The following is a 12,726-nucleotide window of genomic DNA, read 5'->3' on the forward strand; positions in this document are numbered from 1 at the left end:
GGTGGTGGAACCTCCTGTGGCGCACACCCGCGGGTCGTGGCGCACGCGGGGAAGGAGGGAGAACGCACAGGGCGGGGCCATGGCGTCGCCCCGTCGCCCACCGCGACGCGCCGTGATGGCCACCGGGCAAGCCGGCGGCCAACCCCAGGCCGGTCTCCGGGCTTGCCAGTGGCGCGACGGGCGTCGCGCCGGACCTTCCGCCTTCCCATGCCCGGGGGCACAGTGGCTTGCTGGAAGGTTTGACTGGCCTACCGTTGCGGGGGCAGCGCCGGATTTCGACCGGCTTCCCGAGCACCAGGGGCGCGTGAATTCTAGATCAAGACCGGGTCAGTCGTCGCGGTCGGCGTCGAAACCATCAAGCCGGCCGTCGCCGCCCACGTGCAGGCGCACGGTGATGGGCCGGCAGCAGACGAAGCAGTCTTCGACGTATTCGGCGTCGCCGGCCGAGGGGTCGGCCAGGGTTTCGAAACGTTCCCCGCAGTGGGGGCAGGTGAGCACGATGGTGTCGAGCATGGCGCCAGCCTGCCGCGCCGGGCCTTAGCGGGGCGTGAGCGGCGGCTCAGCCCTTCAGGAACAGGCCGATGACGTCGTTGGTGAAGCGCTGGCCCAGGTCGGTGGGCCGCCAGTGGCTGCCCGTGTTGTCCAGCCAGCTGCGCCGGCGGGCCTGTTCAAGCTCGGCGGCTATCTGGTCGCGGCCCAGGCCGGTGCGCGACTCGAAGTCGGCCAGGTCGAAGCCTTCGACCAGGCGCAGGGCATTGAGCATGTAGTCGAAGGGCCGGTTCGCCGGCGCGATCGGGTCGTCGCCGCCGATGCCGGCCGGCGTGCCGGCACGGGCCATGTAGTCGCGCGGGTTCTTGGGCTTCCAGCGGCGGCGGATCTCGCCGGTGGCGCCCAGGCTGATCTTGCCGTGGGCGCCGGCGCCGATGCCCAGGTAGTCGCCGAAGCGCCAGTAGTTGAGGTTGTGCGCGCACTGCCGGCCGGGCCGGGCATAGGCGCTGACTTCGTACTGGGCGTAACCGGCGGCGGCCATCGCCTCGATGCAGCGTTCCTGGATGTCCCAGGCGCTGTCCTGGTCCGGCAGGCCTTCGGGCGGACGGGCGGCGAAGGCGGTGTTGGGTTCCATCGTGAGCTGGTAATGCGACAGGTGCGCCGGCTGCAGGGCGATCGCGCGTTCGACGTCGTGCAGGGCCATGGCCAGGTCCTGGCCGGGCAGCGCGTACATCAGGTCGAGGTTGAGGTTGTCCAGGCCGGCGTCCTGGGCCAGCTTCACCGCGCGCTCGGCCTCGGCGCTGTCGTGGATGCGGCCCAGGCGCGCCAGGCAGCCGTCGTCGAAACTCTGGATGCCGAAGCTCACCCGGTTCACGCCGGCGGCGCGGTAGCCCTCGAAGCGGCCGAATTCGGCGGTGCCCGGGTTGCATTCCATGGTGATCTCGGTGCCGGGCGCAAAACGCAGGCGGGCGCTGCAGGCATCGAGGATGTCGCCGATCGCCTCGGGCGAAAACAGGCTGGGCGTGCCGCCGCCGAAAAACACGCTGTGCACGGGGCGGCCCCAGACCAGGGACAGGTCCTGTTCGAGGTCGCGCACCAGCGCGGCGACGTAGTCCCGGACCGGCAGCTCGCCGGTCTTTCCGTGCGAGTTGAAGTCGCAGTAAGGGCACTTCTTCACGCACCAGGGGATGTGGATGTACAGCGACAGCGGCGGCGGCACCAGCATCGGCTCAGGCCCGGGCGAGCAGGGCGCGCAGGCGGGCGATGGCCTGGCCGCGGTGGCTGGCCTGGTTCTTGGTGGCGGCATCGAGCTCGGCCGCCGTCAGCCCGTGGCGGGGGTCGAGGAAAACCGGGTCGTAACCGAAGCCCTTTTCCCCGCGCGGCGAATGCAGCACCTGGCCGAACCAGCGGCCTTCGGCGACCAGCGGTTCCGGGTCGTCGGCGTGGCGCAGCAGCACCAGCACGCAGGTGAAGTGCGCCGTGCGCTGGCTGTCGGGCAGGGTTCGCATGGCCTCTAGCAATTTGGCGATGTTGGCCGCCGAATCGCCGTGGCTGCCGGCGTAACGCGCGCTGTAGATGCCCGGTTCGCCGCCCAGCGCCGGCACGACCACGCCCGAATCGTCGGCCAGCGCCGGCAGGCCTGTGGCGGCGCTGGCATGCCGGGCCTTGATGATCGCGTTTTCGATGAAGCTGCGGCCGTCCTCGACGGCATCGCTGACGCCCAGCTCACCCTGGGTCACCAGCGCATAACCGAACTCGGCCAGCAGTGGCTTGAGTTCCGCCAGCTTGCCCTTGTTGGACGTCGCGAGGACGAGCTGCTTCACGAGGCCAGCGCAGCCCGCTGCAGGGCGACCAGCTCCGACACGCCCTGTTCGGCCAGGGCCAGCAGGGCATCGAGTTCGTCGCGGCGGAAGGCGTGGCCTTCGGCGGTGCCCTGGACTTCGATGAAGCCGCCGCCGTCGTTCATGACGACGTTCATGTCGGTGTCGCAGCCGCTGTCCTCGCGGTAGTCGAGGTCCAGCACCGGCGTGCCCTGCCAGATGCCGACCGACACCGCGGCGACCGCGCCGATGACCGGGTCGCGGGTGATGTCGCCACGGGCCTTGAGCCAGCCGACCGCGTCGCACAGCGCCACGTAGGCGCCGGTGATGGCCGCGCAGCGGGTGCCGCCGTCGGCCTGCAGCACGTCGCAGTCCAGGGTGATGGTGCGTTCGCCCAGGGCGCGGCGGTCCACGCAGGCGCGCAGGCTGCGGCCGACCAGGCGCTGGATTTCCAGCGTGCGGCCGCCCTGCTTGCCACGTGCGGCCTCGCGGTCGTTGCGGGTATTGGTGGCGCGCGGAAGCATGCCGTATTCGGCGGTGACCCAGCCTTCGCCCTTGCCGCGCAGGAAGCCCGGCACGCGCGGTTCGACGCTGGCGGTGCACAGCACGCGGGTGTCGCCGAAGCTGACCAGGACCGAACCTTCGGCGTGCCGGGTGTAGTTGCGTTCGATGCCGATGGCGCGGAGTTCATCGTGGGCGCGGCCGCTGGGGCGGTTTGAAACGGTCATCGGGCGACATCCGGCAATCTTTGGCCGGCTAGATTACCATTCGGGCTGTTTCCCACGGCCCGATGCCCATGATCCGCAGCATGACCGCCTTCGCCGCCTGCGAGCGCGCCGCCACCGGTGGCCAGCTGGCCTGCGAGCTGCGCTCCGTCAACCACCGTTTCCACGAACTGGCGGTGCGCGCGCCCGAGGAACTGCGGGCGATCGAGCCGGCGCTGCGTGAACGGGTGGCCCAGAAGGTCTCGCGCGGCAAGGTCGACATGGTGCTGCGTTTTCGCCCCGTCGCCGGCAGCCGCGCCGAACTCAAGCTCAACCAGGCCCTGCTCGACCAACTGGCCGAAGCCGCCCAGGGCGCGCAAACCCGCTTCCCGGGGCTGCGCACCGAGTTCACCGAGCTGCTTCGCTACCCGGGCGTGGTCGAGGAAGAAGCCCTGGACCAGGCCGGCCTGCAGGCCGATGCCCTGGCCCTGCTGGACGAGACCCTGGCCGAATTCGTCGCCGCCCGCGAGCGCGAGGGCGCCAAGCTGGCGGCGGTGATGCGCGAACGCATCGACGGCATCGAACGCATCACCGGCCAGGTCCGCGACTGGCTGCCGGAGATCCGCGCCGCGCTGCGCGCCAAGCTCGACGGCAGGCTGGCCGACCTCAAGCTGCCGCTCGACCCGGGCCGGCTGGAACAGGAAGTGGTGCTGAACCTGCAGAAGATCGACGTGGACGAAGAACTCGACCGCCTCGCCAGCCACGTCGCCGAAGCCCGCCGCGTGCTGGGCCTGCCCGAAGCCGTCGGCCGCCGCCTGGACTTCCTGATGCAGGAGTTCAACCGCGAGGCCAACACCCTGGGTTCGAAGTCCGTGGACAGCCGGACCACCCAGGCGGCGGTCGAGCTGAAGGTGCTGATCGAACAGCTCCGCGAACAGGTGCAGAACCTCGAATGAACACCACCCGGGGCACGCTCTTCATCGTCGCCGCGCCCTCGGGGGCCGGCAAGTCGAGCCTGGTCAACGCCGTGCTGGCCAAGGAGCCGGGCATCGCGCTGTCGATTTCCTTCACCTCGCGCGCGCCGCGGCCGGGCGAGCGCCACGCCCAGCACTACCACTTCGTCAGCAAGGAAGAGTTCGTGCGCATGGTCGCCGCCGGCGACTTCTTCGAACACGCGCAGGTGCATGGCGACTACAAGGGCACGGCCCGGCAGTCGGTCGAACCCCAGCTGGCCGCCGGCAAGGACGTGCTGCTGGAGATCGACTGGCAGGGCGCCCGCCAGGTCCGCGAACAGGTGCCCGACTGCGTCAGCGTGTTCATCCTGCCGCCGTCCCGCGATGCCCTGCAGACCCGCATGCGCAACCGCGGCCAGGACAGCGAGGAAACCATCGCCCGCCGGCTGGCCGCGGCCCGCGAGGAAATGAGCCACTACGACGAGTTCGACTACGTCATCGTCAATGAACACTTCGATGCCGCCGCCGCCGAGCTCCGGGCCATCTTCGTCGCCCACCGCCTGCGCCGGCCGGTGCAGGCCCGGCGCCACGCCGACCTGATCCGCGACCTGCTGGCCTGAACACGGCCTCCGGGCGGGCTGGGACCGCCTGGATTGCACGCAAAGCGGCCCGGGCGTAGAATACCCGGTTCGCGTAACTTATTGATTTTCCGTGGTGCCCTGGCCGGGTGCCGCGGTCGAGGAGATCCCATGGCCCGCATTACCGTGGAAGATTGCCTGTCCGTCGTGGACAACCGCTTCGAGCTGGTGCTGATGGCGTCCAAGCGCGCCCGCCAGCTGGCCAAGGGCGTGGAGCCGGCGCTGGACAACAGCGAAAACGACGACAAGCCCACCGTGCTGGCGCTGCGTGAAATCGCCGCCCGCAAGGTCGACCAGGCCATGATCGACGACGTCGAGCGCGCCGAGCGCGAGCGCGCCGAACGCGAGGCCCTGGAATGGGCCGCCGCCGAAGTCGTGGACGACGACCTGGGCAAGGGCGGCGACGACCTCTGATCGGACGGGTCGGCCTCGCCGGCCCTGTGTGAAGACCTCGCCTGAATCCCCGGCGAGGGCTGCAGCCCCCGGCATTGATGCCTTTCCCGCGCCCGCGTAGGCTGCGGACATGTCCTCGTTTTCCAAGCCAAGACTGGCGGATGCCCCCTGCCCGGACCCCTGTCCGGACGCGGTGGAAGCGCTTGAGCGCCGCCTGGCCGAGTACCTGCCGATCGACCAGGTCAGGCAGGTGCGGCGGGCCTACGAGGTCGGCGCCCGCGCCCACGAGGGCCAGCTGCGCAAATCCGGCGAGGCCTACATCACCCACCCGGTGGCGGTGGCGTCGCTGCTGGCGGAGCTGCGGCTGGACGCCGAAACCCTGTGCGCTGCCATCCTGCACGACGCCCTGGAAGACACACCGCTGCCGCGCAGCGAGATCGAGCGCGAGTTCAGCCCCACGGTGGCCGAACTGGTGGACGGGGTCACCAAGCTCGACAAACTGCAGTTCCAGGACCGCCAAGAGGCTGCGGCGGAGAGCTTCCGCAAGATGATGCTGGCGATGGCGCGCGACCTGCGCGTCATCCTGATCAAGCTGGCCGACCGCCTGCACAACATGCGCACGCTCGATGCGATGGCCGCCGAATCGCGCCGCCGCATCGCCCGCGAAACGCTCGAGATCTACGCGCCCATCGCCCAGCGCCTGGGCATGAACAAGTTCAAGGCCGAACTGCAGGACCTGGGCTTCCGGGCCCTCTACCCCAAGCGGCATGCGGTCATTTCCAGGCGCGTGGCGTCCCAGCCGGTGATGCGCCGGGAGGCCCTGGCCACCGTCGAGGCCCAGCTGGCCCAGCGCCTGGCCCAGGAACAGCTGCCGCATTCGCTGGTGAGCCGGATCAAGTCGCCCTGGAGCATCTACACCAAGATGAAGCAGGAGCACAAAAGCCTCGACCAGGTGCTCGACGTCTTTGGCTTCCGCATCGTGGTGCCGGAGGTGATGCAGTGCTACCACGCGCTGGGCGCGGTGCATTCGGTGTACAAGCCGCTCGAAGGACGCTTCCGCGACTTCATCGCCATTCCCAAGGCCAACGGCTACCAGAGCCTGCACACCGTGCTGTTCGGTCCCTACGGGGCGCCGGTGGAAGTGCAGATCCGCACCGAGGAAATGGACCAGGTGGCCGAGCGCGGCGTCGCCGCCCACTGGCTTTACAAGAACGCCGGCAGCGGCAGCAGCGCCGCGCAGACGCGCGCCCAGGACTGGATCCGCGACCTGATGGACACCCAGCAGACGGCGGGTTCGTCGCTGGAGTTCCTGGACAACGTCAAGGTGGACCTGTTCCCGGACGAGGTGTACCTGTTCACGCCGCAGGGCGACATCATGGCGTTGCCGCGCAACGCCACCGCGCTCGATTTCGCCTACGCCGTGCACACCGACGTCGGCAACCATGCCGTCGCCGCCCGCGTGGACAGGAAGCTGGTGCCGCTGCGCACCAAGCTCGCCAGCGGCCAGAGCGTCGAGATCATCACCGCGCCTTCGGCCTCGCCGGGCCCGCAGTGGCTTGAATACGTGGTCTCGAGCAAGGCCCGCACCGCGATCCGGCACTTCCTCAAGCGGCTTGAGCACGAAGACGCGGTGGACCTGGGCCACCGCATGCTCGACCGTGCGCTCGAGGCCATGGAAAGTTCGCTCGACCGCGTGCCGCCCGACCGCATCGAACAACTGCTGGCCGACCTGCGCTATCGCCGCCTGGAAGAACTGCTGGCCGACATCGCCCTGGGCAACCGCATGCCGGCGCAGGTCGCGCGCATGATGGTCAACGGCCAGGACGACCTGCCGCTGACCGACGCCGAACTCCCCGTGGCGCCGACCGAACGCATCATGATCACCGGCAACGAACGCGGCGTGCTCAGCTTCGCCGCCTGCTGCCATCCGATCCCGGGCGACGAGATCATGGGTTACCTGAGCGCCGGCAAAGGCGTGGTGGTGCACCGGATGGATTGCCCGAACGTGGTCGAATACCGCAAGTTCCCCGAACGCTGCGTGCCCATGGCCTGGGACCGCAGCGTGGTCGGCGATTTCCGGGTGATCCTGCGCATCGACGTCGAGAACAAGCCCGGCGTGCTGGCCCAGGTCGCGGCCGCGGTGGCCGAAAGCAACTCCAATATCGACGCGGTCGAATACCGCGAGCGCGACCTGACGGTGTCGGTGATGGAGTTCTCGATCGAAGTTCGCCACCGCAAGCACCTGGCCGACGTCATCCGGCGCATCCGCCGCCTGGGCGTGGTGCATGCGGTGCAGCGCCTCTGAGTGCGGCTGGCGGGTGGCCGAGGGCCGCTCATACAATGGTCGTCCACGCCCCGCACCGAGGTCCGCCATGCCCCGCCACGCCATCGCCACCGAACTAGCCCCCGCCGCCATCGGCCCGTATTCGCAGGCCGTGCGCGCCGGCGGTACGGTGTACCTGTCCGGGCAGATCCCGCTCGACCCGGCCACGGGCGAGCTGGTGCAGGCCGACATCGGCACCGAAACCCGGCGCGTCTTCGACAACCTCAAGGCGGTCTGCGAAGCGGCGGGCGGCAGCCTCGACGACGTCGCCCGCATCGGCATCTACCTCACCGACCTGTCGGATTTCGCCGCGGTCAACGCGGTGATGGCCGACTACTTCCAGGCCCCGTACCCCGCGCGTTCGACCATCCAGGTCGCCGGGCTGCCCAAGGGGGCGCGGGTCGAGGTGGACGCCGTGCTGGTCGCCGGCTGAGGCATGAAGCGCGCGCCGCGCCGCGGCGACACCGACAAGACCCGCCTCGGGCCCGCGGGCGCGCAGCCGGTATCCACGCTGCCCGGGGTCGGGCCCAAGGTGGCGGAAAAGCTCGCCGCGCGCGGGCTCGAAACCCTGCAGGACCTGTGGCTGCACCTGCCGCTGCGCTACGAGGACCGCACCCGCATCGAAGCCATCGCCACGCTGCGGCCCGGCCAGCCGGCGCAGGTGCTGGCGCGCGTGGAAGCGGTGGAGCGCAGTTTCCGCTACCGGCCCATGCTGCGGGTGGCGATCGGCGACGACTCGCACGGCACGCTGGTTCTGCGCTTCTTCCATTTCGGCAAGGCGCAGGTCGCGCAGTTCCTGCCGGGGCGGCGGATCCTGTGTTACGGCGACGTCCGGCCTGGCCAGCACGGGCTGGAAATGGTGCACCCCAGCTACCGCCTGCTGGCCGACGAGGCCGACGCCAATCCACGCGATTCCCTGGATCCGGTGTACCCGGCGATCGAAGGCCTGGGGCCGCTGTCGGTGGCGCGGCTCGTTGGCGAGGCGCTAAAGCGCCTGCCCGAGGCCGCCGAACTGGAACTCCTGCCCGCCGGCATGCGCGAACGCCTGGATCTGCCGACCCTTCGCGAAGCCCTGCTGACCGCGCACCGGCCGCCGCCCGATGCCGACCTGGCGCTGTTCGCCGCCGGCCGCCACCCGGCCCAGCGGCGGCTGGCGCTGGAAGAGCTGCTGGCCCACCACCTGAGCCTGCGCCGCCAACGCATCGCCCTGCGCGCCCACGGCGCGATGCCGGTGCGGCCCCCGGGCAAGCTGGCCAGGGCCCTGCGCCAGCGGCTGGCCTTCCAGCTGACGGGCGCGCAGCAGCGCGTACTGGACGAGGTCAGCAAGGACATGGCGCGGCCCGAGCCCATGCTGCGCCTCGTGCAGGGCGATGTCGGCAGCGGCAAGACCGTGGTCGCGGCCTTGGCCGCCGCCAACGCCGTCGAGGCGGGCCGCCAGGTGGCGCTGATGGCGCCGACCGAACTGCTGGCCGAACAGCACCTGGGCAACTTCCGCGCCTGGCTTGAACCGCTGGGCCTGCGCGTGGCCTGGCTGGCCGGCAAGGTCACCGGCAAGGCCCGCGCCGCGGCGCTCGGGGAAATCGCCAGCGGCCGCGCCCAGGTCGTGGTGGGCACGCATGCGCTGATGCAGGAAAGCGTCGTCTTCGCCGCGCTGGCGCTGGCGATCGTGGACGAACAGCACCGGTTCGGCGTGCACCAGCGCCTGGCGCTGCGCGACAAGGGGCTGTCCGGCAGCCAGGTGCCACACCAGCTGGTGATGACCGCCACGCCGATCCCGCGCACCCTGGCGATGTCGGCCTACGCCGACCTCGACGTGTCGGTGATCGACCAGATGCCGCCGGGCCGCACGCCGGTGACCACGGTCGCGGTCAGCGGCGAGCGCCGCGCCGAAGTGGTCGAGCGCATTCGCGCCGCCTGTGCCGAAGGCCGCCAGGCCTACTGGGTCTGCACCCTGATCGAAGACAGCGAGGAGGTCGAGGCCCAGGCCGCGCAGTCCACCTTCGAACAGCTGGGCGCGGCCTTGCCCGAACTGCGCCTGGGCCTGCTGCACGGGCGCATGAAGCCGGCCGAAAAGCAGGCCGTCATGGCCCGGTTCAAGGCCGGCGACCTGCACCTGCTGGTGGCGACCACGGTCATCGAGGTCGGCGTGGACGTTCCCAATGCCAGCCTGATGCTTATCGAAAACGCCGAGCGCCTGGGCCTGGCCCAACTCCACCAGTTGCGCGGGCGGGTCGGGCGTGGGGCCGCGGCTTCGAGCTGCGTGCTGATGTACAAGCCGCCGCTGTCGGCGCTGGCGCGCGAACGGCTGGAAGTGATGCGTTCGAGCACCGACGGCTTCCTGATCGCCGAAAAGGACCTGGAGCTGCGCGGCCCCGGCGAACTGCTGGGCACGCGCCAGACCGGCCTGGCCAGCTTCCGCGTGGCCGAGCTGGTGCGTGACGCCGACTTGCTGCCGGAGGTACACCGCGCCGCCGAAGAATTGCTGGCGACGGCACCGGACCTGGCCGGGCGCGTGGTCGCGCGCTGGGTTGGCGGCGCGGCACGTTTCGCCGGTGCCTGAGCCCGGGGCGGCGGTCCGGTGATTCGGGGATAATCCCCCGATGGACGAACGCATTCCGCTGCTGATCGACACCGACCCGGGCGTGGACGATGCCCTGGCCCTGCTGATGGCCTTTGCCGACACGCGACACCGACTGCTGGGCCTGACCATCACCGCCGGCAACGTCGGCCTGGCGCATACGGTCGCCAACGCGCTGAAGCTGTGCGAGGTCGCGGGCGTGGACGTGCCGGTGTTCCCGGGTTGCCCGGTGCCGCTGGTGCACCCGGCCGAAGACGCCGCCTACGTGCACGGCCAGGACGGCTTCGGCGACACCGGCTACACGCCGGCCGCGCGCGCCGCCGAGTCCGAACACGGCGCGCTGGCGATCCTGCGGCTGGCGCGCGAACACGAGGGCCGGCTGCTGCTGGTCACCCTGGGCCCGCTGACCAACCTGGCCCTGGCCCTGCGCCTGGACCCGGAGCTGCCCGCGCGCATCGGCCGGCTGGTGGTGATGGGCGGCGCGGTCACCGGGCAGGGCAATACCTCGATCCCGGCCGAGTTCAACATCGCTTTCGACCCCGAGGCCGCCGACGTGGTCTTCCGTGCCTTCCCCAAGGCCGAGGTGGTGGACTGGGAAGCGGTGCTGCGGCACGGCCTGCGGCACGCCGATTTCGAGGCCTGGGCGGCGGCCGGCGACGGCCGGGCCACGTTCTACGAGGCCATTTCCCGCTTCACCCGGCGCTGGTCGCTGGAGCGCCGCGGCGATCGCTGGCACAGCGCCGATGCGCTGGCCATGGCCGCGGCCCTTCGCCCGGACGGCATCGTGCAGGCCGAGGATCGCCACCTGGCGGTCGAGCTCGAGGGCCGGCTGAGCCGGGGCGCCACCCTGGTGGACTGGCAGCAGCGCACCGGCAAGCCGGCCAATGCCCGCATCGTGCTGGCCTACGACCAGGCCTCGTTCGAAGCCCAGGTCCGGGCCGCACTGGGGGCCTGAGACCGGGGCCAGGGGGTGCTTGCCCCGGACTCGGAATCCGGCTTATAATTCCGGTCTTTCCCCACGAATAACCGGCGGAGCACCAGCCATGAAGGCCGACATCCATCCGACCTACAAAGAAGTCGTCTTCCAGGACCTGTCCTCCGACTTCGCGTTCCTTACCCGTAGCACCCTTTCCAGCAAGGAAGTGGTGAAGTGGGAGGACGGCAACGAATACCCGCTGATCAAGATCGACATCAGCTCGGCCTCGCACCCGTTCTACACCGGCAAGCAGAAGGTGATGGACACGGGCGGCCGCGTCGACCGCTTCCGCAAGCGCTACGCCAAGTAAGCGCCCGGCCTGGGTCGCCCGGCGACCCGAGCCCCCGAAAGGCCACCCTCGCGGGTGGCCTTTTGCGTTGCAGTCCCGGGGCCCCGAACCCGCCCTGCGTCACTGACTTCGCCGTCGGGCCGTGAGATACTTATGCGAATGGTGACCGCCCCGGCGGCATCTTCGAGTTCCTGTAGCGGGCGCCGCGCCAGCACCTTCATGGATTGCGGCCCGCACATCCCTGAAAGGAGTCTGCCCGTGTCCGACAACAAGAGCGTCGTGCTCAACGCCGCCGGCAAGAACGTCGAGCTTCCCGTCCACCAAGGCACCCTCGGCGCCCCCTGCGTCGACATCACGCGGTTGCCGAAGGAAACCGGGATGTTCACCTACGATCCCGGCTTCGTGGCCACGGCCAGCTGCCGCAGCGCGGTGACCTACATCGACGGCGACGAGGGCGTGCTGCTCTACCGCGGCTATCCGATCGAACAGCTCGCCAAGCATTCGTCCTTCCTGGAAACCAGCTACCTGCTGATGAACGGCGACCTGCCCGACAAGGCGCAGTTCGCCAGGTTCGAGCACGAAGTCACCCATCACACGATGATGCACGAGGCCTTCAAGAGCTTCCTGCACGGCTTCCGCCACGACGCCCACCCGATGGCCATGCTCTGCGGCATGGTCGGTTCGCTGGCCGCCTTCTACCACGACGACCTCGACCTCGAGGACCCGGAACAGCGCCGCCTGGCCGCCATCCGCCTGCTGGCCAAGGTGCCGACGATCGCCGCCGCCTGCTACCGCCATTCCATCGGCTGGCCGATCCGCTACCCGCGCAACAACCTCGAATACGTCGACCGCTTCCTGCACATGATGTTCGAGGTCCCGTCGGGCCCGCTCGAACTCAAGCCGGTCGCCGCCCGGGCGCTGGACCTGCTGTTCATCCTGCACGCCGACCACGAACAGAACGCCTCGACCTCGACCGTGCGCCTGGTCGGCTCCACCGGCGCCAACCCCTACGCCTGCGTCGCCGCCGGCGTGGCGGCGCTCTGGGGCCCGGCCCACGGCGGCGCCAACGAAGCCGTGCTCAAGATGCTCGACGAGATCGGCCGTCCCGAGGACGTCGCCAAGGCCGTCGACCGTGCCAAGGACAAGAACTCCGGCTTCCGCCTGATGGGCTTCGGCCACCGCGTGTACAAGAACTTCGACCCGCGCGCGACGATCATCCGCGAAATGTGCCACCAGGTGCTCGACGAACTGGGCGTGGACGATCCGCTGCTCGAAGTGGCCATGCGCCTGGAGGAAGCCGCGCTCAAGGACGACTACTTCGTGCAGCGCAAGCTCTACCCGAACGTCGACTTCTACTCCGGCATCATCTACAAGGCGCTGGGCATCCCGACCGAGATGTTCACGGTGATGTTCGCCATCGCCCGCACCGCCGGCTGGGTGTCGCACTGGCTCGAGCAGCAGACCGACCCGGAAGCCAAGATCGGCCGCCCGCGCCAGATCTACACCGGTGCCGCCAACCGCGACTACGTGGAGCTGGCCAAGCGCTGATCCGCGCACGCTGTG

13 protein-coding genes and 1 riboswitch are annotated in these 12,726 nt (G+C 70.0%); of the genes, 9 read left to right on the top strand and 4 right to left on the bottom strand.

What is annotated here, in order from left to right:
• Positions 1 to 130 precede the first annotated feature (130 nt).
• Positions 131 to 314, bottom strand: a riboswitch (cobalamin riboswitch).
• Between the two features lie 13 nt (positions 315 to 327).
• From IEX13_RS00785 to rph, 4 genes are read right to left on the bottom strand one after another with little or no spacing between them, the layout of a single operon-like run.
• Positions 328 to 513: a CPXCG motif-containing cysteine-rich protein gene (locus IEX13_RS00785; protein WP_188660029.1), complete on the bottom strand. Its 186-nt coding sequence runs from the start codon at positions 511 to 513 to the stop codon at positions 328 to 330.
• A 46-nt stretch (positions 514 to 559) separates the two neighbouring features.
• A complete protein-coding gene (hemW, locus tag IEX13_RS00790) occupies positions 560 to 1,714 on the bottom strand; it encodes a radical SAM family heme chaperone HemW (RefSeq protein ID WP_229668406.1) in 1,155 nt (384 codons plus the stop codon).
• Positions 1,715 to 1,718: 4 nt separating this feature from the next.
• Positions 1,719 to 2,312: an RdgB/HAM1 family non-canonical purine NTP pyrophosphatase gene (gene rdgB, locus IEX13_RS00795; protein WP_188660034.1), complete on the bottom strand. Its 594-nt coding sequence runs from the start codon at positions 2,310 to 2,312 to the stop codon at positions 1,719 to 1,721.
• Positions 2,309 to 3,037, bottom strand: a complete 729-nt coding sequence (gene rph, locus IEX13_RS00800) for a ribonuclease PH (RefSeq protein WP_188660037.1) — start codon at positions 3,035 to 3,037, stop codon at positions 2,309 to 2,311. The genes rdgB and rph overlap by 4 nt, the downstream gene beginning before the upstream one ends.
• Before the next feature lie 68 nt (positions 3,038 to 3,105).
• On the opposite strand from rph, the gene IEX13_RS00805 reads away from it, so the two are divergent.
• From IEX13_RS00805 to IEX13_RS00845, 9 genes are all read left to right on the top strand, one after another.
• Positions 3,106 to 3,969, top strand: a complete 864-nt coding sequence (locus IEX13_RS00805) for a YicC/YloC family endoribonuclease (protein ID WP_188660040.1) — start codon at positions 3,106 to 3,108, stop codon at positions 3,967 to 3,969.
• Complete coding sequence (gene gmk / locus IEX13_RS00810) at positions 3,966 to 4,586, top strand: guanylate kinase (RefSeq protein ID WP_188660043.1); 621 nt, start codon at positions 3,966 to 3,968, stop codon at positions 4,584 to 4,586. Before IEX13_RS00805 ends, gmk begins: the two co-directional genes overlap by 4 nt.
• Before the next feature lie 129 nt (positions 4,587 to 4,715).
• Entirely contained in the window at positions 4,716 to 5,018 is a 303-nt protein-coding gene (rpoZ, locus tag IEX13_RS00815; protein WP_034225393.1) for a DNA-directed RNA polymerase subunit omega, read from the top strand.
• A 109-nt stretch (positions 5,019 to 5,127) separates the two neighbouring features.
• A complete protein-coding gene (locus IEX13_RS00820; protein WP_188660046.1) occupies positions 5,128 to 7,302 on the top strand; it encodes a RelA/SpoT family protein in 2,175 nt (724 codons plus the stop codon).
• A gap of 67 nt (positions 7,303 to 7,369) precedes the next feature.
• The gene (locus tag IEX13_RS00825) at positions 7,370 to 7,753 is read left to right on the top strand and encodes a RidA family protein (protein WP_188660050.1); all 384 of its coding nucleotides are present in this window, start codon (positions 7,370 to 7,372) and stop codon (positions 7,751 to 7,753) included.
• Positions 7,754 to 7,756: 3 nt separating this feature from the next.
• The gene (gene recG, locus IEX13_RS00830) at positions 7,757 to 9,880 is read left to right on the top strand and encodes an ATP-dependent DNA helicase RecG (protein ID WP_188660053.1); all 2,124 of its coding nucleotides are present in this window, start codon (positions 7,757 to 7,759) and stop codon (positions 9,878 to 9,880) included.
• 40 nt (positions 9,881 to 9,920) lie between these two features.
• Positions 9,921 to 10,853, top strand: coding sequence for a nucleoside hydrolase (locus IEX13_RS00835; protein ID WP_188660056.1), 933 nt, complete (start codon positions 9,921 to 9,923; stop codon positions 10,851 to 10,853).
• Between the two features lie 88 nt (positions 10,854 to 10,941).
• Positions 10,942 to 11,184, top strand: a complete 243-nt coding sequence (locus tag IEX13_RS00840) for a type B 50S ribosomal protein L31 (protein ID WP_188660059.1) — start codon at positions 10,942 to 10,944, stop codon at positions 11,182 to 11,184.
• Between the two features lie 237 nt (positions 11,185 to 11,421).
• Complete coding sequence (locus IEX13_RS00845; RefSeq protein ID WP_188660062.1) at positions 11,422 to 12,711, top strand: citrate synthase; 1,290 nt, start codon at positions 11,422 to 11,424, stop codon at positions 12,709 to 12,711.
• The last annotated feature ends 15 nt before the right edge of the window (positions 12,712 to 12,726 follow it).

The sequence above is a fragment of the Arenimonas soli genome (assembly GCF_014643775.1).
Lineage (GTDB): Bacteria > Pseudomonadota > Gammaproteobacteria > Xanthomonadales > Xanthomonadaceae > Arenimonas > Arenimonas soli.

Excerpts from the sequence above, each read along its gene's own strand:
- IEX13_RS00785 (WP_188660029.1), bottom strand. The coding sequence starts at position 513 with ATGCTCGACACCATCGTGCTCACCTGCCCCCACTGCGGGGAACGTTTC.
- hemW (WP_229668406.1), bottom strand. The coding sequence starts at position 1,714 with ATGCTGGTGCCGCCGCCGCTGTCGCTGTACATCCACATCCCCTGGTGC.
- rph (WP_188660037.1), bottom strand. The coding sequence starts at position 3,037 with ATGACCGTTTCAAACCGCCCCAGCGGCCGCGCCCACGATGAACTCCGC.
- IEX13_RS00805 (WP_188660040.1), top strand. The coding sequence starts at position 3,106 with ATGATCCGCAGCATGACCGCCTTCGCCGCCTGCGAGCGCGCCGCCACC.
- gmk (WP_188660043.1), top strand. The coding sequence starts at position 3,966 with ATGAACACCACCCGGGGCACGCTCTTCATCGTCGCCGCGCCCTCGGGG.
- rpoZ (WP_034225393.1), top strand. The coding sequence starts at position 4,716 with ATGGCCCGCATTACCGTGGAAGATTGCCTGTCCGTCGTGGACAACCGC.
- IEX13_RS00820 (WP_188660046.1), top strand. The coding sequence starts at position 5,128 with ATGTCCTCGTTTTCCAAGCCAAGACTGGCGGATGCCCCCTGCCCGGAC.
- IEX13_RS00825 (WP_188660050.1), top strand. The coding sequence starts at position 7,370 with ATGCCCCGCCACGCCATCGCCACCGAACTAGCCCCCGCCGCCATCGGC.
- recG (WP_188660053.1), top strand. The coding sequence starts at position 7,757 with ATGAAGCGCGCGCCGCGCCGCGGCGACACCGACAAGACCCGCCTCGGG.
- IEX13_RS00835 (WP_188660056.1), top strand. The coding sequence starts at position 9,921 with ATGGACGAACGCATTCCGCTGCTGATCGACACCGACCCGGGCGTGGAC.
- IEX13_RS00840 (WP_188660059.1), top strand. The coding sequence starts at position 10,942 with ATGAAGGCCGACATCCATCCGACCTACAAAGAAGTCGTCTTCCAGGAC.